Origin of the sequence: Streptomyces vinaceus (assembly GCF_008704935.1) — a bacterium.
Lineage (GTDB): Bacteria > Actinomycetota > Actinomycetes > Streptomycetales > Streptomycetaceae > Streptomyces > Streptomyces vinaceus.
Genome location: NZ_CP023692.1, coordinates 3,941,687 through 3,963,231, shown reverse-complemented (window position 1 = coordinate 3,963,231; position 21,545 = coordinate 3,941,687). Strand labels below are relative to the sequence as shown.

The following is a 21,545-nucleotide window of genomic DNA, read 5'->3' as shown; positions in this document are numbered from 1 at the left end:
GGGTCCGCCTACAGCAGGCCCTCTTCGACGGCCCGCTGCCCGAGCTGGAAGCGGCTCTGCGCGTCCAGCTTCTCCATCAGCTCCGAGATCAGCCGCCGCTCGCTGCGCAGGGAGATCCCCAGCCGGCGCGCGGCGGCCTCGTCCGTATAGCCCTGGGCCAGCAGGCGCAGCAGTTCGCGCGGCTGCGAGCCGGGATCCTCAAGACTGCGCCGCGGCGGCTCGCCGAAGGGGGTGGCCGTCTCCCACACCGAGTCGAACAGCGCGCAGAAGGCGGCGACGGCGCCCGGCTCGCGCAGCAGTACCGCGCCCTGCGCGCTGTCCGAGGGGTCGATCGGCATCAGCGCGAACTCCCGGTCCGCGATGACCATGCGCATCGGCAGCGAGGGGGCGGTGCGGACCTCGCCGCCCCGCTCGGTCAGCCAGCGGGCGTGCTCCAGGCTGCCGGAGTCGTTGCGGATGGCGTCCTGGTAGACGGTGCGGATCTTCACTCCGCGCGCGATGAGGTCCTCGGTGAGCGGCTCGCTGGCCTTGAACTGCGCGGCGGGGACGGGCCCTCCGGGATGGAAGCTGATCGACTCCCGGCGGGTCCGGGCGGACATCTCGCTCAGCTTGGCCCGCACCGCCTCGACGCCGAGGAACCGCTCGGCCTCGTGCGCGGGCTGGGCCGGGTGCAGTTCGGCGTACTGCGAGAGCAGCGCGCTGGCGGCGGCCTGGCTCTCGGCGAGGGCGCGGTGGCGCTGGGCGATCTCCGCCTGCTGGTGGGCGAGCAGCGAATCGAGCGCGGCCTTCGGGTTGACCGCGCGCAGTCGCCCGTCGGTCCGCCAGGACGGCGCGAGGAGGGAGAGCCGGGTCAGCTCCTCCAGGTCCGCGCGTACGTCGTCCTCGGAGCCCGCGAGTTCCGCGGCCACCTCGGAGACGGCGAGATCCGGCCGTCTGAGGACGAGTCGGTAGAGCGCGTCGGAACGTTCGGTCAGCCCAAGAGAAACCAACAAGAGGAGCCCCCCAGCTCTCGGTTCGGAGCGGCAGCACGACTGTGAACCTGAACCGACAACGCTGGCGGCACGCGGCCCCTCCGACGGGCCGATCTTGCACCCTGGATTGTCCATACCAGCCAGCGCCCGCACAAACACCGTCCATCACGCGGACAGGGCGAGCGGGCTGGCACGGATATGTCAGATCGCTTTGTGCCAGCTCAAACCGGGGACACGGCCCTGCCCGGCTCGGCACGATGGCGGCACGCCGGAACGAGAGATCCGGCCAACCACCCCGCTCCTGCGCACCAACGTCCGTACCGAACCGACAAGAGGCACCGTCACCATGCGTCGCAAGCTCGTCACCCTCGTCACCGTCACCGCCGCCGCCCTCATCGCGGTGATGGCCACCGGCACGGCCGGCCAGGCCCAGACCCTCGCAGCCCCGCCCAAGGACCCGGGCTGGTCCGCCCCGGCCCCCCAGGACCCGGGCTGGTCCTGAAAATCCGAAGCGCCCCACCCGAGGGATCGGGTGGGGCGCTTCGGGAGCCGTAGGCCATGTCGGACTCGAACCGACAACCAACGGATTAAAAGTCCGCTGCTCTGCCAATTGAGCTAATGGCCCTCGCGTGCTCACCCCAGAGCATAGCCGGAGACCAACCGTCAGCCGATCGAGTATCGGCTGACCGGGCCCCGCGCGGGTCGCGAAACGCGGACAGGGCCCCCACGACGGTGTCGTGGGGGCCCTGTCAGTCAGTCAGATCAGCCGTTGCGCTTCCAGCGCGGCTTGTCGTCGCGGCGGCCGCCGAAGGAACCGGTCGAGCCGGAGCCGGAGGGGCGGTTGTCGTCGCGGCGGCCGTACGGGCGGTCGCCGCCGCCGGAGCGGAAGCCACCGGAGGGACGGTCGTCACGGCGGAAGCCGCCACGGTCGCCACCGCGGTCGTCACGGTTGAAGCCGCCCGACGGACGGTCGTCGCGGCGGAAGCCACCGGACGGGCGGTCGCCGCCGGAGCGGAAGCCACCGGAGGGACGGTCGTCACGGCGGAAGCCGCCACGGTCGCCACCGCGGTCGTCACGGTTGAAGCCGCCCGAGGGACGGTCGTCGCGACGGAAGCCGCCACCACGGTTGTCGTCACGGCGGAAGCCGCCACGGTCGCCACCGCGGTCGTCACGGTTGAAGCCACCGGAGGGACGGTCGTCGCGACGGAAGCCGCCACCACGGTTGTCGTCACGGCGGTCGCCACCGGAACGGAAGCCGCCCGACGGACGGTCGTCGCGACGGAAGCCGCCACGGTCGCCACCGCGGTTGTCGTCACGGCGGAAGCCACCGCGGTCGCCACCGCGGTCACCGCGGTCGTCACGACGGTTGTCGCGGCGCTCGTAGTTGCCGCGGTCGTCGCGCGCCTGGAAGGACGGGCGCTCCTCGGCGACCGGCGCGGCCGCGACGGCAGCCGCGACCTCGGCCTCGGCGGCCTCGGCCACCTCGGCGACGGCGGCCTCCGGGTCCTCGCCGCGCTCGCGGGCGGAGCGGGCGACCAGGCGGTCGGCCTCCTCGCGCAGCTCGGCGGCACGGCGCGTCAGGCGCTCCAGCTGCTTGGTGAGGTCGGCGACCTCGCGCTCGGCCTGCTTGGCGGCGTTGTTCGCGGAGTCGGCCTGGACCTCGGTCAGCGAACGCGCACCGGTGATCTCGGCGACCTCCGGGTCGAAGGCGCCGGCGCCCTGGACGATGTGGCGCGAGGCGTCGACGCCCGCGTCCTCCATCAGGCGGAAGATCTGGCGGCGCTGGTGCGGCAGGGCCAGGGAGACCACGACGCCCGACTTGCCGGCACGGGCGGTACGGCCCGAGCGGTGCAGGTAGTCCTTGTGGTCGCCGGCCGGGTCCACGTTCAGGACCAGGTCGATGCCGTCGACGTGGATGCCTCGGGCGGCGACGTCGGTCGCGACGAGCGCGTTGACGTAGCCGTCCTTGAAGTCCGCGAGGACCCGGGTACGGGCGCCCTGCGTCATGCCGCCGTGCAGCGCGTCGGCCTTCACGCCGGCCTCGACGAGCTGCTCGGCGATGCGGTCGGCGCCCAGCTGGGTGCGGACGAAGATGATGGTGCGGCCCTTGCGGGCGGCGATGGCGGCCGTGACCGGCGCCTTGTCCTTCGGCTTCACGACGAGGACGTGGTGCGTCATGGTCGTGACGTTGCCCTGCGCGCTGTCGACCTCGTGCGTGACGGGGTTGGACAGGTAGCGCTTGACCAGGGTGCCGATCTCGTTCTCCATGGTGGCGGAGAAGAGCATGCGCTGGCCGCCGCCGGGGATCTGGTCGAGCAGCTCGGTGACCTCGGGCAGGAAGCCCAGGTCGGCCATCTGGTCGGCCTCGTCGAGGACGGCCACCTCGACGTTCTCCAGGGAGCAGGCGCCGCGGTTGATGATGTCGCGCAGACGGCCCGGGGTGGCGACGAGGACGTCGACGCCGCGCTCCAGGGCGTAGATCTGGTTGCCCATCGAGGTACCGCCGCAGACGACCTTCATCTTGAGGCCGAGCACGTCGCCGTACGGCTGGAGGGCGTCCGCGACCTGCATCGCGAGCTCACGCGTCGGCGTGAGGATGATCGCGCGGGGCTTCTTCTTCTCGGTGTGGCCACCGGCCAGGCGGGCCAGGGTGGGCAGACCGAAGGAGAGGGTCTTGCCGGAGCCGGTGCGGCCGCGGCCGAGGATGTCCTTGCCGGCCAGGGCGTCCGGGATGGTCGCGGCCTGGATCGGGAAGGGGGAGGTGACACCGTTCTGCGCGAGCTTGCGCACGACGCCCTCGGGCAGACCGAGGTCGCCGAAGGAGAGGGTGGGCTCGGCGTCGGCGTCGTCCGCCTCGGCGTCGATGGACTGGTCGGTCGTCACGTCGGCCTCAAGGGCCTCGATGATCTCGTCCGCCTCAGCGGCCTCGATCGCCTCGGTGACCACAAGGGCCTCGACGGCGTCGACGATCTCGTTCGAGTCGTTCTCGGGCATGACGGCACGGTCAGAACTGGAAATGGACATGCGAAATGCGAAACCTTCCGGAGTCTCGGCACGCGCCCAAACTCCGTGAATCGCAAATCGACCGCCTCAATGCGGTCAGCCACGGCTAGGGAGAGTACGCGCCACACGGCGCTCTTCGGATTCGGCGCCGGGCAATGGGATCAAACGATCTATAACCATACGCACCCTCCCCCGGGTCTGGCAAGTCATTCCGGGCCGACCCGCCCTGACCTGCGACGATGCCGCCGATCAGGGAGCCCGTACCGCCCTCGCGCCGCCCCCCGGGACCCGCGAACGGCTACGAGGAGGCCGACGCGCTGGGCTCCGGCGCCGGGGGTGTCTGGGCTGGCGGAGTGGGCGAAGTCACGGGCGGCGGCGGGGTCGGCGACTGGGCGGGCGGCGGTGTGACCTGCGCCCCACCGGAACCACCACTTCCGGATCCGCCCGAGGTCGGCTGCTGCCCGCCCTGGCCGCCGGGGCCGCCGCCCGGCCCGGCCGACGGCGAGGGGGCCCCGGGCCGCCCCGCGGGAGCACCCGGGCTGGGGGTGGCCCCGGTGGCGCCGGACGCCTTGCCGTCCTCGGCCGACCTCCCCTGCTCGCCCGTCGCGCCCGGCTTCGAGCCGTGGCCGTTGCCGTGCGCCCCCGACCCCCGGCCGGAGGCGGAGCCCGCGGCCGCCTCCGCGGCCGCCTTGCGGTCCGCCGACGAGGAGGGCCCGGGCTTCGCGCCGTCCTCACCGACGCTCATGCAGCCCGCCGTGGCCGCGACCGCGAGCACGGCGGCGGCCAGCCGGAGGGAAGCGGACAACTGGCGCACGGGGCACCTCCTGGGGGTCCCCCGGCGGCAGCCGGGAGGGGGCGGTCAGGGCCCGCGGTGAGCGGGTCAATGTGCCCAACTCCCTTTACCCCGTAAGAGACACGCCCTTGGGGACACCGCCCGTCCGCGACCCGCCCCCGCCCACGACCCGCCGCCCCAAGCGCCTGCGCCCGCGACCGCGCCCCGCCGTTCACGGCTCAGGCGAACAACTGCCGCGCCACCTGCGAGCCCAGCGTCACCGCGCCCAGCCCCGCCAGCACCGAAGCCGCCACGTTCGCCGCCGCCAGGAACCGCCGGCCGCGCTCGTACAGCCGCAGCGTCTCGTACGAGAACGTCGAGTACGTGCTCAGCGCCCCGCACAGCCCCGGCCCCAGCAGCAGGTTCAGCCACGCGGGCGCCGCACCGGCCAGCGCCGCCCCGGTCAGCGCCCCGAGCACCAGGCACGCGCCCGCGTTGACCACGAACGTCCCCCACGGGAACACCGAATCGTGGCGCGCCTGCACCGCACGGTCCGTCAAGTAGCGCAGCGGGGCCCCCACGACCGCGCCCGCCACCACCAGCAGCCAGTTCACGCCCGCCTCCGCGGACGGCCCCGTACGGGAAGACCGGTCGCGAGCCGGGTCGCCGCGGCCCCCGCCCACACCGCGCCCAGCGCCCCGACCACCGTGAGCCCGGCGTACGCCAGCGCGCGCTCGGCCTCGCCGGCGTCCAGCAGCCGGGAGAAGTCCACCGCGTACGTGGAGAACGTGGTGAACCCGCCGAGCACCCCGACCCCGGCGAACGGCCGGACCAGCGGGTGCGGCGCCGTCCGCCCGCCCTCGCTGATCAGCACCATCAGCACCCCGATCAGCGCGCAGCCGAGCACGTTCGTCCAGAGCGTCGTCCACGGGAAGGCCCCGGGCCCGGCGGCCGGCCACAGCAGCGAGGCCGCGTACCGCGCCGAGGCGCCGAGCGCGCCGCCCGCGGCGATCGCCGCGAGCACCGGCCCGGGCCGTTCGGCGCGCTGCCCCGGCACGTGCAGGTCGACGTCCGGATCGATCGCCTCCGCCGCGCCGCCGCCGCTGCCGTCGCCGCCGTCGAGCTCCCCGGCCGCCCCGATCACCCGTAACCCAGCGCGTGCAGCCGCTCGTCGTCGATCCCGAAGTGATGTGCGATCTCGTGCACCACGGTGACCTCCGTCTCCGCGATCACGCTCTCCCTGTCCTCGCACATCCGCAACGTGGGGTTCCGGTAGATCGTGATCCGGTCCGGCAGCACCCCGGCGTACCACTCGCCGCGGTCCGTCAGGGGGGTCCCCTCGTAGAGGCCGAGCAGCTCGGGATCGTCCGCCGGCGGTTCGTCCTCGACGAACACCGCCACGTTGTCCATCAGCCGCGTCAGCTCCGGCGGGATGCGGTCCAAGGCCTCTGCGACGAGCTCTTCGAACTCCTCGCGCGTCATCTCCAGCACCCGGCCATTGTCGCTCCGGTGGGGGTGCCTCCCGCATGCGGGGGAAACCGTTTTGGCGATAGCTCCCCGGATCCCATATGCTTCTCACGTCCCCGACGCGCTGAAGAAGTGCCCGGCGGGCCTTTAGCCCTCATCGTCTAGTGGCCCAGGACGCCGCCCTTTCAAGGCGGTAGCACGGGTTCGAATCCCGTTGGGGGTACGCATTACCGTGTGCAAGACTTGTCTTCGCACACTGCAAGGTCCTGTGGAGCAGTTGGTTAGCTCGCCACCCTGTCAAGGTGGAGGTCGCGGGTTCAAGTCCCGTCAGGATCGCTGAGGCCGGAAACGGTCTCGTGGCTGGGTAGCTCAGTTGGTACGAGCGATCGCCTGAAAAGCGATAGGTCGCCGGTTCGACCCCGGCCCCAGCCACCACAAGAAGGCCCCGTCCATCGGACGGGGCCTTCTGCGTCACTCCCGCTCCCCCTCGGGGCCGGGGGTACGACGGCGCCACTGCGTCACGCCGACCGCCGCCGCGCCCGCCGCCACCAGCCCGAGCAGCGCCCAGTCCGGAACCGCGTCCGCGAACGACCGGACCCACTGCTCCGCCGCGTACGAGTCGTCCACGTCGAGCAGGCCCGGCAGCGCGCTCGCCCCGTCGTACGCGAGGAACAGCGCGCCCAGGGCGATGAAGAACAGCCCGGACAGCAGCGAGGTGGTGTGCAGCTCGAAGCGCCCCACCCGGACGGCCCGCCCGCGCAGCCAGCGCCGCCGGCCCAGGTCGAACCGCTCCCACACCAGCGCCAGCAGGAACAGCGGTACGGCCATCCCCAGCGCGTACACCGCCAGCAGCAGCCCGCCGTAGACCGGGCTGCCGCTGACCGCCGCCACCGTCAGGACGCTGCCGAGGATCGGGCCGGCGCAGAACCCGGCCAGCCCGTAGACCGCGCCCAGCGCGTACACCGACAGGGCGGTGGTCGGCCGGATCCGCCCCGAGAGCTCCGAGATCCGCTTCGAGGCGAAGCCCAGGCCCAGGATCTGCGCGAGGCCGAGCGCGATGATCAGCCAGCCGCCCGCCAGGACGAGCCCGTCGCGGTTGCTGTGGAAGAACCGCCCGGCGTACGAGCCCGCCGCGCCCAGCGGTACGAGCGTGCTCGCGAGGCCCGCGTAGAAGATCCCGGTCCGCGCGAGCAGCCGGGAGGCGGAGTCGATCGAGTACGCGAAGAACGCGGGCAGCAGCAGGGCGCTGCACGGGCTGAGCAGGGCGAGCAGCCCGCCCAGCAGCGCGGCCAGGTACCCGATGTCGCCGACGCCGCTCACTTCGCGGCCCGGCCGTCGGCCGCCTGCGGCTCGGCCTTGGCCTGAGCCTTCGCCCTGGCGATCGTCGCCTCGAAGGCGCCGAGCGGCTGGGCTCCCGCGACCGGCTGCCCGTTGACCAGGAAGGACGGGGTGGAGGTGACGCCGATGCGGTAGCCCTCCTCCTGGTCCTTCTGCAGGGCGGCCACGGCGGCGTCGCCCGCCATGTCCTTCTCGAAGCGCTCCAGGTCCGGGACCCCGGCCTCGCGGGCCAGCTCCAGCAGCCGCTCCCGGCCGAAGCCCTTCTCCTTGGCCCCGTCGGCGTACGCGGCCGCGTGGAACTGAGCGAACCGGTCCTGCTGCCCGGCGGCCCAGGCGGCCTTGGCGGCGGACTGGGAGTCGGCTCCGAAGATCGGGAAGTTGCGCCACTCGATGCGCAGCGTGCCGTCCTCCACGTACTTCTTCACCAGTTCGGGTTCGGTGTCGCGGGCGAACTTCCCGCAGTAGCCGCACTTGAAGTCGGAGTACTCGATCAGCACGACGGGGGCGTCCGCCCGGCCGACGGCCAGCTTGTCCCCGGCCTCGCGGCGGGCCAGCTTCGCCAGCTCGGCGTGGACGTCGGAGCCCTTGGGCGCGGCCGCGGCGGAGGGGGAAGAGGACCGGTCCGGCCGCTCCTCGGGCGCGGTGGCCTGCCAGGACACGATCCCGAGGGTGACGGCCGCGACCGCGACCGCGACGGAGATCAGCAGCCGCTTGCGCGCAGAAGCGGAGGAGGAAGAGGAACGGGAGGACGGGGAAGAGGGGCGGGAAGGCGAAGAGGGCATACGGGTGCTCCAGAGCTACGGGTGGTGGATCGGACCGGCGGAAGGCCGGTCCTCTACACCCGCATCACGGACAGCTCCACCGGTCCCGGAGCCGGCTGGTCCGGCCCCCGTACGAGCACCGGCGCGGCCGGCGTCCGGTCCGCCCAGACCTGGTCCCCCGCACTCCGCCCCACCGGGGCGTGCGCATGCTCGCCGGCGCCGCGCGGCGGCACCCCCGGAGCCTGCCCGTGGTCGCGGGTGCCGGGGTCGCAGGAGGGCCCCCGCTCGGCGGAGGCCACGGCGTGCGCCACGGAAGCGGTCGCCGCCGGAGCAGAGACCGGAACGGAAACCGGAGCAGAGACCAGAACCCGAACCGAAACGGCAACCGGTGCCGGGACCGGAAGCGCCGCGGCCGGCACCGCACACCCGACCAGGACCGCGATCACGGCGCCGAGCAGGCACCGGACACCACGGAAGCGGTACACGGCGGGCCTCTCCCTCGGTCAGCGGCACGGTCGACAGGCCGGTTCAGTCGGTCTCGTCCCGAAATGGTACGGGGAGGGGGCACAAATGCGTTCGCCACCCGGCGCCCGCGGGTGAGATCCTCGATCAGGTATGTCTACTTCCTTCGCCGCCCTGCAGACGCTTCTCGGTGAGATCTCCCTCCGTGACGCGCACCGCCTCGGCCGCCGCCTCGAAGGCGCCCGCCGCATCCGAAAGCCCGAGGCCAAGCAGGCCGTGCTCGACGAGATCGCCGCGGAGGCCGAGAAGGCCGCCGCGCGACTGGCCGGCCGTGCCTCGCGGATGCCGGAGGTCACGTATCCCGAGAACCTGCCCGTCAGCCAGAAGAAGGACGAGATCGCCGAGGCGATACGCGACCACCAGGTCGTGATCGTCGCCGGTGAGACCGGTTCCGGCAAGACCACGCAGATCCCCAAGATCTGCATGGAGCTGGGCCGCGGCGTCCGGGGCATGATCGGGCACACCCAGCCCCGCCGCATCGCCGCCCGCACCGTCGCTGAGCGGATCGCCGAGGAGCTGAAGTCCGAGATCGGGCAGACCGTCGGCTGGAAGGTCCGGTTCACCGACCAGGTGGACCAGGACGCGACCTTCGTGAAGCTGATGACCGACGGCATCCTGCTCGCCGAGATCCAGACGGACCGCGAGCTGCGCGCGTACGACACGATCATCATCGACGAGGCCCACGAGCGCAGCCTCAACATCGACTTCCTCCTGGGCTACCTCTCGCAGCTGCTGCCGAAGCGTCCCGACCTCAAGGTCGTGATCACCTCGGCGACCATCGACCCGGAGCGGTTCTCCCGGCACTTCGGCGAGGCCCCGATCGTCGAGGTCAGCGGCCGCACCTATCCGGTCGAGGTGCGCTACCGCCCGCTCCTGGAAGAGGACAGCGAGGAGAGCGACCGCGACCAGATCACCGCGATCTGCGAGGCCGTCGACGAGCTCCAGTCGGAGGGCCCGGGCGACATCCTTGTCTTCCTCTCCGGAGAGCGCGAGATCCGCGACACGGCGGATGCGCTCAACAAGCGCAACCTCCGCTCCACGGAGGTCCTCCCCCTCTACGCGCGCCTCTCGCACGCCGAGCAGCACCGCGTGTTCCAGCAGCACACGGGCCGAAGGATCGTTCTCGCGACCAACGTCGCCGAGACCTCCCTCACCGTCCCCGGCATCAAGTACGTGATCGACCCGGGCACCGCCCGGATCTCCCGCTACAGCCACCGCACCAAGGTCCAGCGCCTCCCCATCGAGCGGATCTCCCAGGCCAGCGCCAACCAGCGCAAGGGCCGCTGCGGCCGCACCAGCGACGGCATCTGCATCCGGCTCTACTCCGAGGACGACTTCCTCTCCCGTCCCGAATTCACGGACGCCGAGATCCTGCGGACGAACCTGGCCTCCGTCATCCTCCAGATGACCGCGGCCGGCCTCGGCGAGATCGAGAAGTTCCCGTTCATCGACCCGCCGGACCACCGCAACATCCGCGACGGCGTCCAGCTGCTCCAGGAGCTCGGCGCACTGGACCCCGCGGAGAAGGATCCGAAGAAGCGGCTCACCCCGATGGGCCGGCAGCTCTCCCAGCTGCCCGTGGACCCGCGCCTGGCCCGCATGGTCGTCGAGGCGGACAAGAACAACTGCGTCCGCGAGGTCATGGTCATCGCGGCGGCCCTGTCCATCCAGGACCCGCGCGAGCGGCCCTCGGACAAGCAGACGCAGGCCGACCAGAACCACGCCCGCTTCAAGGACGAGACCAGCGACTTCCTCTCGTTCCTGAACATGTGGCGCTACGTCCGCGAGCAGCAGAAGGAGCGCGGCTCGTCCTCGTTCCGCCGGATGTGCAAGCAGGAGTACCTGAACTTCCTGCGGATCCGCGAGTGGCAGGACATCTACTCGCAGCTGCGCACGGTCGCCAAGGGCATGGGCATCCACGTCAACGAGGGCGACGCCCCCGAGACGAGCGTGCACATCTCGCTGCTGGCCGGCCTGCTCTCGCACATCGGCCTCAAGGACACCGACAAGAACGAGTACCTGGGGGCCCGGTCCGCCAAGTTCGCGATCTTCCCGGGATCGGCGCTCTTCAAGAAGCAGCCGAAGTTCCTGATGTCGGCGGAGCTCGTGGAGACCTCGCGGCTGTGGGCGCGGGTCAACGCCAAGGTGGAGCCGGAGTGGGTCGAGCCGCTCGCCCAGCACCTGATCAAGCGCACGTACAGCGAGCCGCACTGGGAGAAGGACCAGGCGGCCGTCATGGCGTACGAGAAGGTCACGCTGTACGGCGTGCCGATCGTCGCCCAGCGGAAGATCAACTACGGCCGGATCGACGCCGAGGTCTCGCGCGAACTGTTCATCCGCAACGCGCTGGTCGAGGGCGACTGGCGCACGCACCACAAGTTCTACGCCGACAACCGCAAGCTGCTCACCGAGGTCGAGGAGCTGGAGAACCGGGCGCGGCGCCGCGACATCGTCGTGGACGACGAGACCCTGTTCGACTTCTACGACCAGCGGATCCCCGAGCACGTGGTCTCGGGCGCGCACTTCGACTCCTGGTGGAAGCACAAGAAGCGGGAGGAGCCGGAACTCCTCGACTTCGAGCGCGAGATGCTGCTGACGGAGAAGGCGGCCGGGGTCACCAAGGCCGACTATCCGGACTCCTGGCGCCAGGGGCAGCTGAAGTTCCGGGTGACCTACCAGTTCGAGCCGGGCGCGGACGCGGACGGCGTCACCGTCCACATCCCGCTCCAAGTGCTGAACCAAGTCACCGACGAGGGCTTCGACTGGCAGATCCCGGGCCTGCGCGAGGAGGTCGTCACCGAGCTGATCCGCTCGCTGCCCAAGCCGATCCGCCGGCACTACGTACCGGCGCCGAACTTCGCAACGCGCTTCCTCGCCACGGCGGTGCCCCTCCAGGAGCCGCTGCCGGTGACGCTGGCGCGCGAGCTCCAGCGGATGGTCGGGGTCCCGGTCACGGCCGAGGACTTCGACCTCGGCCGGATCCCGGACCACCTGAAGATCACCTTCCGGATCGTCGACGAGCGCCGCAAGAACCTCGCCGAGGACAAGGACCTGGAGGCCCTGCGGCTGAAGCTGAAGCCCAAGGCCCGCCAGGCGCTCTCCAAGGCCGCCGCGGCCACCGCCGAGCGCGCGGGCGGGGAGTCGCTGGAGCGCACGGGGCTGACCGACTGGACGATCGGCACGCTGACCAAGGTCTTCGAGACCCGGCGCGCGGGACAGCCGGTGAAGGCGTACCCGGCGCTGGTGGACGAGGGGACGAGCGTCTCCGTACGGCTCTTCGACACGGAGGCCGAGCAGCAGCAGGCGATGTGGCTCGGCACGCGGCGGCTGATCCTGCTGAACATCCCGGTGAACCCGGCGAAGTTCGCCTCGGACCACCTGACCAACCAGCAGAAGCTGGCCCTGTCCCGCAATCCGCACGGCTCCATCCAGGCGCTGTTCGACGACTGCGCGACCGCCGCGACCGACAAGCTGATCGCGGACCACGGCGGCCCGGCCTGGGACGAGGCGGCCTTCCGCGCCCTCTACGAGGCCGTCCGCGCCGACCTCGTGGACACGACCGTGCGGACCGTGGCCCAGGTGCAGCAGGTGCTGGCCGCCTGGCAGGCCTGTGAGCGCCGCCTGAAGGCCACGAACAGCCTGGCCCTGGTGGCGAACGTGCAGGACGTCAGGACGCAGCTGGCGGCCCTCGTACCGCCCGGCTTCGTGACCCTCACGGGCCTGCGCCGGCTGCCGGACCTGATGCGCTACCTGGTGGCGGTGGACCGGCGGCTCCAGCAGATGCCCACGGGCGCCCAGCGCGACACCACGCGCATGCAGAAGGTGCACGAGATGCAGGACGAGTACGCGTGGCTGCTGGAGCAGCTCCCGAAGGGCCGGCCGGTGCCGTCCGCGGTCACCGACATCCGCTGGATGATCGAGGAACTCCGGGTCAGCTACTTCGCGCACGCGCTCGGGACGGCGTACCCGGTCTCCGACAAGCGGATCGTGAAGGCGGTGGACGCGGCGGCCCCGGGGCCCGCCCGCTGATCGGGTTCGACTGCACCCCCTGAGCTGGGGTACAGTCTGATTCGCAGCCGCCCGGCGGCCGCAAATCAAGGACCTGTGGAGCAGTTGGTTAGCTCGCCACCCTGTCAAGGTGGAGGTCGCGGGTTCAAGTCCCGTCAGGTTCGCAAGAAGAGCAGGGCCCGTATCCCCAGGGATACGGGCCCTGTTGCGTTGCCCAGCGGCCCGTGCCCCGCACCCTGCACCCAGCACCTCGCACCCGGTAGGCGGCACCCCTCGCCCGGCGCACCGCGCCGCCCCCCGCGCGCCGCCCACACGCCCCCCGCGCCGAAATCCCCCGTCCGCATGAGGCACTCTGCGACGCACGTCCCCTTACGGGTGCATTGCGCGTCGCACAAGGGTCACTGCCTGTGACGGGAGTCACCACATGAGTTTTTGAGACTCGCACATTTATCGCACCCATACGCGTGCTCGATTTAATATGTGCAATGGCACCCACCCGCCGACCTCCCCTTGCGCGCCCGATCCCACCCCTCCCCGGGCATAAAAAAGATCGCGCTGGACCCGGCGGAGTCCAGCGCGATCTGACGACAAGAACCTGTTGGGGCAGGTCCAGGCGTGTGAAGCCTTTGGGTTTCATCGGATTGGGGGACCCGATTCAAGCCCGGTAAAGCGGGGTGCTTGCGCGACCTCAGGCCTCGCTGCGCTGCTGCGGAATTCCCGCGAGCAGAGCGCGAACCTCGGCCTCGCGGTAACGGCGGTGTCCACCCAGGGTGCGGATGGACGTGAGCTTGCCAGCCTTGGCCCAGCGGGTGACCGTCTTCGGGTCCACGCGGAACATCGTGGCAACCTCAGCCGGGGTCAGCAGCGGCTCGGCATCAGGGGTGCGAGCGGTCATGAGCGGCCTCCTCGGGAGAACCGAACCATCTCGGTTCTTTCCTCTAAATTCTGCACCTTGGCCCGCGTTGCCCGAAATGGACATACGCGGGCCGAGTCGGTTATAGGACGAACGGCTTGTCCTCGGCACTACAACTACACCATCCGTCCAGCCTCGACGGCCAAACCGATGGAATTGCCCTCCGAGGTGTTCATCAGCGGCGGAAGCCGATGGACCGCCCCATAACGGACAGTCACCCCACTGTGACGATCAGTCACAGAGCGATCAGGAGTCATCAGGACCCCCCGTAGAGTGCAATGCCGAGCATTCCGCCCAAAGTTGGGTGGAAGGAACCCTCCCCGGACTCCTTGTCCTATTTTGGCACGAGGGTAGGGGAAGGGCGCAAGGGTGTAGATAGTGCGGTCCGTCACGCTTGAGTCAATGGCCCGTATCGGGACGTAGGTCCTGGAACTAAGGCCCGAAAGTGTCGTGACGGAGTACCTCGGGGGTCACTCCGGGGGTCAGTTCGCGAACAGTCTCTCCCGGACCTCCCGCCAGCGTTCGGCCAGCTCCGCGTACGCCTCCGCCGCCGCGTCCGCGTCCCCGGCCCCCAGCGCCGCGATCCCCACCGCCACCTCCCGGGCCGACCGGTCGGTGCGCAGCCGCTCCGCCGGCAGCGCGTGCACCAGGCCCGCGTAGTCCAGCTCGACCATCGAACGCGGGTGGAACTCCTCCAGCCAGCTGCCGACGTCCACCAGCCCCTCCGCGAGCCCCCCGTACCCCTCGGCCGCCCGCAGGATCCGCAGGGCCCGCGCGAGCCGCCGCCGGGCCTGCACCATCGGCGTCCGGTAGCGCAGCCGCTCGCCCGGCAGGTACTCCCGCTCCTCGTCGGCCACCAGCACGAACCAGCGCAGCGGCACCTGCCACACCCCGGTACGGATCCACGGGCGCGCGTCGGGGTTCCGCTCGCGCCAGCGCTCGTACTCCTCGGCCGCCCGGCGCCGCACACCCGGCGGGAGGGCCGCGTCCAGCACCGGGAGCGGGAACTGGTCGACGAGCTCCTGGAGCGCCAGCCAGCCGCGCAGTCTGGTCCGCCAGGGGCAGACCAGCAGCACCCCGTCCACCTCCGCCGTGAAGGCGTCCGCGCTCTCGTGCGCCGGCACCCCGACCACCGGGACCCGGACCAAGTCGGAGAGGGAGCGACGCAGTTCGTCCTGGGCCGTCGCCACCACGCCGCGCCGCGCGTACGAGGCCCAGTGCGTGCGCTCCGGCTCCGAGAAGGCCGCCAGGGGCTCGTAGACGCGCAGGTAGGAGGCGTACGGGACGGTCGGCGCCGAGCGCGCCGCGGGCAGCTTGGGGTCGGAGGATTCGCTCACGCTCTCGTACTCCCCCGCCCCGCCGGGAGCTACTCTCCGGGCGCCCCGCACCCCCGGAGCGTTCCGATCTCCGGACAGGTCGCCTACGCACGGCCCGGAGGTCTTACTCTGCTCCCAGCACGCCCTCCCCCACCCGCAGGGCGGGCGTCATTCCGCCGCATCTCTTCCATGGGAGTCACCACCGTGACCGAAATGACCGACGGCGTCCTGCACACCCTGTTCCGCAGCGAACAGGGCGGCCACGAGCAAGTCGTGCTGTGCCAGGACCGAGCCTCCGGCCTGAAGGCCGTCATCGCGATCCACTCCACCGCCCTGGGCCCCGCCCTCGGCGGTACGCGCTTCCACGCGTACGCCTCGGACGAGGAGGCCGTCCTCGACGCGCTGAACCTGTCGCGCGGCATGTCGTACAAGAACGCCCTCGCCGGTCTCGACCTCGGCGGCGGCAAGGCCGTCATCATCGGCGACCCCGACGTACTGAAGTCCGAGGAACTGCTGCTGGCCTACGGCCGGTTCGTGGAGTCCCTCGGCGGCCGCTACGTCACGGCCTGCGACGTCGGCACCTACGTGGCGGACATGGACGTCGTGGCGCGCGAGACCCGCTGGGCGACCGGCCGTTCCCCCGAGAACGGCGGCGCGGGCGACTCCTCGGTCCTCACCGCCTTCGGCGTCTTCCAGGGCATGCGGGCCAGCGCCCAGCACCTGTGGGGCGACCCGACGCTGCGCGGCCGCAAGGTCGCCGTGGCCGGCGTGGGCAAGGTCGGGCACTACCTCGTCGAGCACCTCCTGGAGGACGGCGCCGAGGTCGTCATCACGGACGTGCGCGAGGAGTCGCTGCGCCGCGTCCTCGACAAGCACCCCCAGGTCACCGCGGTGGCGGACACCGACGCGCTGATCCGCACCGAGGGCCTGGACATCTACGCCCCCTGCGCGCTCGGCGGTGCGCTGAACGACGAGTCGGTCCCCGCCCTGACCGCCAAGGTCGTGTGCGGCGCCGCGAACAACCAGCTCGCCCACCCGGGCGTCGAGAAGGACCTCGCGGACCGCGGGATCCTCTACGCGCCCGACTACGTGGTGAACGCGGGCGGAGTCATCCAGGTCGCCGACGAGCTCCGGGGCTTCGACTTCGACCGGTGCAAGGCGAAGGCCACGAAGATCTTCGACACCACCCTCGAAATCTTCGCTCGTGCGAAGGCTGACGGTATTCCGCCGGCCGCCGCGGCCGACCGGATCGCCGAGCAGCGCATGGCTGACGCCCGCGCCGCGAAGGCCGCGAAGGGCTCGGCCCCGGCCCTGTAGGACCCCCTGCGTGCGCCCGCCGGGGTTGCGGCGAGACGGAACTCACTGCACTTCGGCGGGTCGCCCGCCAGGAAAGGGTTAAAATCGCAGCTGACCAGCGAGGACGGGGCGCCTCATTGGTCCTGCACCGGGGCACGTCATGCGGGCGGCGTACCGTATGGCCGCGGAAGCAGGTACCGTTAAACCCCTACGGACGGTCTCTCCACGGAGAGCCCGCTCCGAACCATGAACGCGTGTCAGACTCTGGGGCCGTCGAGCCCCGTCACCGAGGGGGTCGAGCCATGGGGCGCGGCCGGGCCAAGGCCAAGCAGACAAAGGTCGCCCGCCAGCTGAAGTACAACAGCGGCGGGACTGACCTCTCGCGTCTGGCCAATGAGCTGGGCGCATCGCCGACGGAACCGCTGCTGCCTGTCAGCGAGCCGGTCGAAGTCGATGACGATCTGGACGACGACGACCCGTACGCCAAGTACGCGGATCTGTACAACAGCGATGATGACGACGACGAGGACGAAGAGTCCGGTCCGTCGGCACAGCGTCGCGGCGCTTGACGCCCTTCGGCGTCTCTTTCGCGTCTGCACGAGTCACAACGCAAAAACCGCAAAAAGCACTGAACCCGGTCCAGGGCATCGCCCCGGACCGGGTTCAGTGCTGCTCAGCTCGCGTAGGAACCGGTCAGGGTCGCACTCTCGCCGCGGTCGCCCCGGTCCAGGATCTCTCCCGCGACCCAGGCGTCCACGCCCCGGTCGGCCAGCGCGGTCAGAGCCACGTCCACCGACTCCTGCGGGACCACGGCCATCATGCCGACGCCCATGTTCAGGGTCTTCTCCAGCTCCAGCTGCTCCACCCGGCCGGCCTTGCCGACCAGGTCGAATACCGCGCCCGGGGCCCAGGTCGAACGGTCGACCGTCGCGTGCAGGTGGTCGGGGATGACCCGGGCCAGGTTCGCCGCGAGCCCGCCGCCGGTGATGTGCGAGTACGCGTGCACCTCGGCCGTACGGGTGAGAGCCATGCAGTCCAGCGAGTAGATCTTGGTGGGTTCCAGGAGCTCCTCGCCGAGGGTCCGGCCGAGCTCCTCCACGTGCTGGTCGAGCGACATGCCGGCGCGGTCGAAAAGGACGTGCCGGACGAGCGAGTACCCGTTCGAGTGAAGGCCGGACGATGCCATCGCGATGACGGCGTCACCCGTACGGATGCGATCCGCGCCGAGCAGGCGGTCGTACTCGACGACACCGGTGCCGGCGCCCGCCACGTCGAACTCGTCCGGGCCCAGCAGACCCGGGTGTTCGGCGGTCTCGCCGCCCACCAGGGCGCAGCCGGCGAGGACGCAGCCCTCGGCGATGCCCTTCACGATCGCCGCGACACGCTCGGGGTGCACCTTGCCGACGCAGATGTAGTCCGTCATGAAGAGCGGCTCTGCTCCGCAGACGACGATGTCGTCCATGACCATCGCGACGAGGTCGTGGCCGATGGTGTCGTACACGCCCAGCTGGCGGGCGATGTCCACCTTCGTGCCGACGCCGTCGGTCGCGGAGGCCAGCAGCGGGCGCTCGTAGCGCTTGAGGGCGGAGGCGTCGAAGAGGCCGGCGAACCCGCCGAGGCCGCCGAGGACCTCGGGGCGCTGCGTCTTCTTCACCCACTCCTTCATCAGTTCGACCGCGCGGTCTCCGGCTTCGATGTCCACGCCCGCGGCTGCGTAGCTGGCACCGGTGGTCTTCTCTGTCATGACAGGGAGAGCTTTCGTGTCGTTACTGCGGGTGGTGCCGGGCCCTGGGAGAAGCACTCGTAAAGACAGGGCCCGGCGCAGGTGGAGCCGGGGTCGCGGGTCGCGGCGCTACGGGCGCCGGAGCGCGTCGGCGGCGTCGGTGCCGCCGGCCAGCTCGCTCTCCAGGAGCTGCTTGCCCAGGAGCTGCGGGTCGGGCAGCTCCATGGGGTACTCGCCGTCGAAGCAGGCACGGCAGAGGTTGGGCTTCTGGATGGTCGTCGCCTCGATCATCGAGTCGAGCGAGATGTACGAGAGCGAGTCCGCGCCGAGCGACGTGGCGATCTCGTCGACCGTCATGCCGTTGGCGATCAGCTCGGCCCGGGTGGCGAAGTCGATGCCGAAGAAGCACGGCCACTTCACCGGCGGCGAGGAGATCCGGATGTGGACCTCGGCCGCGCCGGCCTCGCGGAGCATCTTGACCAGGGCGCGCTGGGTGTTGCCGCGGACGATCGAGTCGTCGACGACCACCAGGCGCTTGCCCCGGATGACTTCCTTGAGGGGGTTGAGCTTGAGGCGGATGCCCAGCTGGCGGATCGTCTGCGAGGGCTGGATGAAGGTCCGGCCCACGTAGGCGTTCTTGACCAGGCCGGAGCCGTACGGGATCCCGCTGGCCTCGGCGTAGCCGACGGCGGCGGGCGTGCCGGATTCCGGCGTCGCTATCACCAGGTCGGCCTCGACGGGGGCTTCCTTGGCCAGGCGCCGGCCCATCTCGACACGCGAGAGGTAGACGTTCCGGCCGGCGATGTCGGTGTCCGGGCGCGCCAGGTAGACGTACTCGAAGACACAGCCCTTGGGCTTCGCTTCCGCGAATCGAGAGGTCCGCAGACCGTTCTCGTCGATCGCGATGAGCTCGCCCGGCTCGACCTCGCGGACGAAGCTGGCGCCGCAGATGTCGAGGGCGGCGGTCTCACTCGCGACCACCCAGCCGCGCTCCAGGCGGCCGAGGACCAGCGGGCGGATGCCCTGCGGGTCACGGGCGGTGTAGAGGGTTCCCTCGTCCATGAACACGAGCGAGAAGGCGCCCTTGACCTTCGGGAGGACCTTGGTGGCCGACTCCTCGATCGTCAGGGGCTTGCCGTCGTCGTCCGTCTGGCCGGCCAGCAGGGCGGTGACCAGGTCGGTGTCGTTGGTGGCCGCCACCTGGGTGGCGCGGCCGTCCTGACGGGGGAGGTCGGCGACCATCTCGGCGAGCTCGGCGGTGTTCACCAGGTTGCCGTTGTGACCCAGGGCAATGGAGCCGTGGGCGGTCGCGCGGAAAGTGGGCTGCGCGTTCTCCCAGACGGAGGCTCCGGTGGTCGAGTAGCGGGCGTGACCGACCGCGATATGACCCTGGAGCGAGCCGAGAGAGGTTTCGTCGAAGACCTGGGAAACGAGGCCCATGTCCTTGAAGACGAGGATCTGGGAACCGTTGCTCACAGCGATACCCGCGGACTCTTGTCCACGGTGCTGCAACGCATACAGTCCGAAGTAGGTGAGCTTGGCGACCTCTTCACCCGGAGCCCAGACACCGAAGACGCCGCAAGCGTCCTGGGGGCCCTTTTCGCCGGGGAGCAGGTCGTGGTTGAGTCGTCCATCACCACGAGGCACGCTCCCGAGTGTAGGCGAGATCGACCACTGGTCCGAATTGGGGACGGCCGGGAAATGTCACAGCACAGAGGGTGACGGGACGACTCTGTCTCGCTATTCGGAGCCTTTGTTGACATCTACGAAGGTATTCGTACAGGCTCTCGCCCCATGCAGCCTCTCGGTGACCGTTCCGTCACCCTCGTCGAGCGCCGCCACGTAGACCTGGTCCGTGTCGCGAGCGCCATCTGTCGCTGTTCCGCGTAGCCACAACTCTCCGCTTCCTTTTTCCCTTTCGCTCCGCCGAGCCCCGCTCCGCCGTGCCGCGCGCCGTCCCGCGCGCGCCCGGGGCGGGGCCGCCGAGCCGTGTCTTGGAGTTCCCGTGTCTTCGTACAACAGCCATCTGTCCCGCCGGGCGTTCGGAGGTGCCGTCGGAGTGACCGCCGCAGCCGCCGCGGTGGGGCTCGGGGCCGGCCCGGCCGCCGCTTCCGACGCCGCTTCCGACGCCGCTTCCGACGCCGCCGGGAGCACCCCGCAGGAGCGCCCGTTCCAGGCCGCCCGCGGCCGCCGGTCCCGGCGCCCGAACATCCTGTTCATCCTCGGCGACGACCTGGGCTGGGCCGACCTGTCCTCGTACGGCTCCCCGCACATCAAGACCCCGAACCTGGACCGGCTGGCCCGCCAGGGCGTCCGCTTCACCGACGCCTACGCCGGCTCCGCCACCTGCTCGCCCACCCGGTTCAGCCTGTACACGGGCCGCTACCCCGGCCGGACCGCGGGCGGGCTCGCCGAGCCCATCGCCGACAAGAGCGCGGGCCTGGAGCCCACCCACCCGACGCTGGCCTCCCTGCTGCGCTCCTCCGGCTACGCGACCGCGCTGATCGGAAAGTGGCACTGCGGCTACCTGCCCGACTACAGCCCCACCAAGTCGGGCTGGGACGAGTTCTTCGGCAACTTCGGCGGGGCCCTGGAGTACTACTCCAAGCTGGGCCTGGGCGGCGAGTACGACCTCTACGAGGGCGACGCCGAGTACAAGGACCTGCGCTACTACACGCGGATCATCACCGAGCGCGCGAGCGAGTACGTCTCCCGCGACCACCACGGCAAGCCCTGGCTGCTGAACCTCAACTTCACCACCCCGCACTGGCCGTGGATCGCCGACGGGGACACCGAGGCGAGCGCCGAGGTCGAGCGGCGGATCAAGGCGGGCGACGCGCGGGCCCTGTGGCACCAGGACGGCGGCTCGGTCGAGAAGTACAAGGAGATGGTCGAGGACCTCGACCGCTCGGTCGGCAAGGTGCTGGCGGCGCTGAAGCGCTCCGGCCAGGAGGAGGACACCCTGGTCTTCTTCTCCAGCGACAACGGCGGCGAGCGCTTCTCGTACAACTGGCCGCTCTCCGGCAACAAGGCCTCCCTCCAGGAGGGCGGGATCCGGGTGCCGAACATCGTGCGCTGGCCCGCCCGGATCGACGGCGGCCAGGTCAGCCACCTGCCGGTCTTCACCCCGGACTGGACCGCGACCCTGCTGGAGCTGGCGGGGACCCGGCCCGACCCGGCCCACCCGCTGGACGGGGTGAGCCTGGCCGGCTACCTGCTGCGCGGCGAGCGGACCGCGGAGCGCAACCTGTTCTGGCGGGTGCGCGGGGAGCGGGCCCTGCGCCGCGGGGACTGGAAGTACTACCGCGGCAAGACGGGCAGGGACCAGCTGTTCAACCTGGCCGGGGACATCCGCGAACAGGCCGACAAGGCGGCGCTGGAGCCGGCCCGGCTGGCGGAACTGCGCGCCGCCTGGGAGAAGGTGGACGCGGGACTGCTGCCGTACCCCGGCTGAC

Annotated in this window: 19 protein-coding genes and 5 tRNA genes; 10 read left to right on the top strand and 14 right to left on the bottom strand. The window is 71.0% G+C overall.

Features of this window, described 5'->3' with window-relative positions; genetic code table 11:
- Nucleotides 1–8 precede the first annotated feature (8 nt).
- A complete protein-coding gene (locus CP980_RS17840) occupies nt 9–992 on the bottom strand; it encodes a helix-turn-helix transcriptional regulator (RefSeq protein WP_132761444.1) in 984 nt (327 codons plus the stop codon).
- A 325-nt stretch (nt 993–1,317) separates the two neighbouring features.
- On the opposite strand from CP980_RS17840, the gene CP980_RS35175 reads away from it, so the two are divergent.
- Nucleotides 1,318–1,473 (top strand): hypothetical protein, encoded by a 156-nt coding sequence (locus CP980_RS35175; RefSeq protein WP_165937502.1) that lies wholly within the window; start codon nt 1,318–1,320, stop codon nt 1,471–1,473.
- 50 nt (nt 1,474–1,523) lie between these two features.
- On the opposite strand, the gene CP980_RS17835 is transcribed toward CP980_RS35175, so the two are convergent.
- The 6 genes from CP980_RS17835 to CP980_RS17815 form a co-directional block, all read right to left on the bottom strand.
- A tRNA-Lys gene (locus CP980_RS17835) sits at nt 1,524–1,596 on the bottom strand.
- Nucleotides 1,597–1,733: 137 nt separating this feature from the next.
- Complete coding sequence (locus CP980_RS17830) at nt 1,734–3,995, bottom strand: DEAD/DEAH box helicase (RefSeq protein WP_132761443.1); 2,262 nt, start codon at nt 3,993–3,995, stop codon at nt 1,734–1,736.
- 277 nt (nt 3,996–4,272) lie between these two features.
- Entirely contained in the window at nt 4,273–4,788 is a 516-nt protein-coding gene (locus CP980_RS35170) for a hypothetical protein (protein WP_132761442.1), read from the bottom strand.
- Between the two features lie 197 nt (nt 4,789–4,985).
- On the bottom strand, nt 4,986–5,360 hold the full coding sequence (locus tag CP980_RS17825; protein WP_150528594.1) for a fluoride efflux transporter FluC: 375 nt from the start codon (nt 5,358–5,360) through the stop codon (nt 4,986–4,988).
- Complete coding sequence (locus CP980_RS17820; protein ID WP_373313003.1) at nt 5,357–5,890, bottom strand: fluoride efflux transporter FluC; 534 nt, start codon at nt 5,888–5,890, stop codon at nt 5,357–5,359. Before CP980_RS17820 ends, CP980_RS17825 begins: the two co-directional genes overlap by 4 nt.
- The gene (locus tag CP980_RS17815; protein WP_030160118.1) at nt 5,887–6,237 is read right to left on the bottom strand and encodes a metallopeptidase family protein; all 351 of its coding nucleotides are present in this window, start codon (nt 6,235–6,237) and stop codon (nt 5,887–5,889) included. Before CP980_RS17815 ends, CP980_RS17820 begins: the two co-directional genes overlap by 4 nt.
- Nucleotides 6,238–6,363: 126 nt before the next feature.
- Between CP980_RS17815 and CP980_RS17810 the strand changes: the two genes are divergently transcribed.
- From CP980_RS17810 to CP980_RS17800, 3 genes are all read left to right on the top strand, one after another.
- A tRNA-Glu gene (locus CP980_RS17810) sits at nt 6,364–6,436 on the top strand.
- Between the two features lie 39 nt (nt 6,437–6,475).
- A tRNA-Asp gene (locus tag CP980_RS17805) sits at nt 6,476–6,549 on the top strand.
- 22 nt (nt 6,550–6,571) lie between these two features.
- Nucleotides 6,572–6,648 (top strand) — tRNA-Phe (locus CP980_RS17800).
- A 36-nt stretch (nt 6,649–6,684) separates the two neighbouring features.
- Here the strand turns inward: CP980_RS17800 and CP980_RS17795 are convergent.
- Genes CP980_RS17795 through CP980_RS17785 form a run of 3 tightly spaced genes read right to left on the bottom strand, consistent with a single transcriptional unit; the run spans nt 6,685 to nt 8,623 of the window.
- Entirely contained in the window at nt 6,685–7,533 is an 849-nt protein-coding gene (locus CP980_RS17795; RefSeq protein ID WP_150528593.1) for a cytochrome c biogenesis CcdA family protein, read from the bottom strand.
- Nucleotides 7,530–8,333 carry a DsbA family protein gene (locus CP980_RS17790; RefSeq protein WP_150528592.1) on the bottom strand — a complete coding sequence of 268 codons (804 nt, stop codon included), beginning with the start codon at nt 8,331–8,333 and terminating at the stop codon, nt 7,530–7,532. Before CP980_RS17790 ends, CP980_RS17795 begins: the two co-directional genes overlap by 4 nt.
- A 53-nt stretch (nt 8,334–8,386) precedes the next feature.
- On the bottom strand, nt 8,387–8,623 hold the full coding sequence (locus tag CP980_RS17785) for a hypothetical protein (protein ID WP_150528591.1): 237 nt from the start codon (nt 8,621–8,623) through the stop codon (nt 8,387–8,389).
- A 304-nt stretch (nt 8,624–8,927) separates the two neighbouring features.
- On the opposite strand from CP980_RS17785, the gene hrpA reads away from it, so the two are divergent.
- Together hrpA and CP980_RS17775 are read left to right on the top strand one after the other, a co-directional pair.
- On the top strand, nt 8,928–12,863 hold the full coding sequence (gene hrpA, locus CP980_RS17780; RefSeq protein ID WP_150528590.1) for an ATP-dependent RNA helicase HrpA: 3,936 nt from the start codon (nt 8,928–8,930) through the stop codon (nt 12,861–12,863).
- Nucleotides 12,864–12,932: 69 nt separating this feature from the next.
- Nucleotides 12,933–13,006, top strand: a tRNA-Asp gene (locus CP980_RS17775).
- Nucleotides 13,007–13,530: 524 nt separating this feature from the next.
- Here the strand turns inward: CP980_RS17775 and bldC are convergent.
- Nucleotides 13,531–13,737, bottom strand: a complete 207-nt coding sequence (bldC, locus tag CP980_RS17770) for a developmental transcriptional regulator BldC (RefSeq protein ID WP_003949541.1) — start codon at nt 13,735–13,737, stop codon at nt 13,531–13,533.
- A gap of 500 nt (nt 13,738–14,237) precedes the next feature.
- Complete coding sequence (locus tag CP980_RS17765) at nt 14,238–15,092, bottom strand: DUF8083 family protein (protein WP_189999135.1); 855 nt, start codon at nt 15,090–15,092, stop codon at nt 14,238–14,240.
- Nucleotides 15,093–15,275: 183 nt separating this feature from the next.
- Between CP980_RS17765 and CP980_RS17760 the strand changes: the two genes are divergently transcribed.
- Together CP980_RS17760 and CP980_RS17755 are read left to right on the top strand one after the other, a co-directional pair.
- The gene (locus CP980_RS17760; protein WP_048476884.1) at nt 15,276–16,388 is read left to right on the top strand and encodes a Leu/Phe/Val dehydrogenase; all 1,113 of its coding nucleotides are present in this window, start codon (nt 15,276–15,278) and stop codon (nt 16,386–16,388) included.
- A 281-nt stretch (nt 16,389–16,669) separates the two neighbouring features.
- A complete protein-coding gene (locus CP980_RS17755; protein WP_030292353.1) occupies nt 16,670–16,936 on the top strand; it encodes a DUF3073 domain-containing protein in 267 nt (88 codons plus the stop codon).
- Nucleotides 16,937–17,040: 104 nt separating this feature from the next.
- On the opposite strand, the gene purM is transcribed toward CP980_RS17755, so the two are convergent.
- Together purM and purF are read right to left on the bottom strand one after the other, a co-directional pair.
- A complete protein-coding gene (purM, locus tag CP980_RS17750) occupies nt 17,041–18,111 on the bottom strand; it encodes a phosphoribosylformylglycinamidine cyclo-ligase (protein WP_150528589.1) in 1,071 nt (356 codons plus the stop codon).
- A 108-nt stretch (nt 18,112–18,219) separates the two neighbouring features.
- Nucleotides 18,220–19,737 (bottom strand): amidophosphoribosyltransferase, encoded by a 1,518-nt coding sequence (gene purF / locus CP980_RS17745; protein WP_132761436.1) that lies wholly within the window; start codon nt 19,735–19,737, stop codon nt 18,220–18,222.
- A 147-nt stretch (nt 19,738–19,884) separates the two neighbouring features.
- Between purF and CP980_RS36740 the strand changes: the two genes are divergently transcribed.
- Nucleotides 19,885–19,980: a putative leader peptide gene (locus CP980_RS36740; protein WP_350325720.1), complete on the top strand. Its 96-nt coding sequence runs from the start codon at nt 19,885–19,887 to the stop codon at nt 19,978–19,980.
- A gap of 169 nt (nt 19,981–20,149) precedes the next feature.
- Nucleotides 20,150–21,544, top strand: a complete 1,395-nt coding sequence (locus CP980_RS17740) for a sulfatase-like hydrolase/transferase (RefSeq protein WP_373313004.1) — start codon at nt 20,150–20,152, stop codon at nt 21,542–21,544.
- Nucleotide 21,545 lies beyond the last annotated feature (1 nt).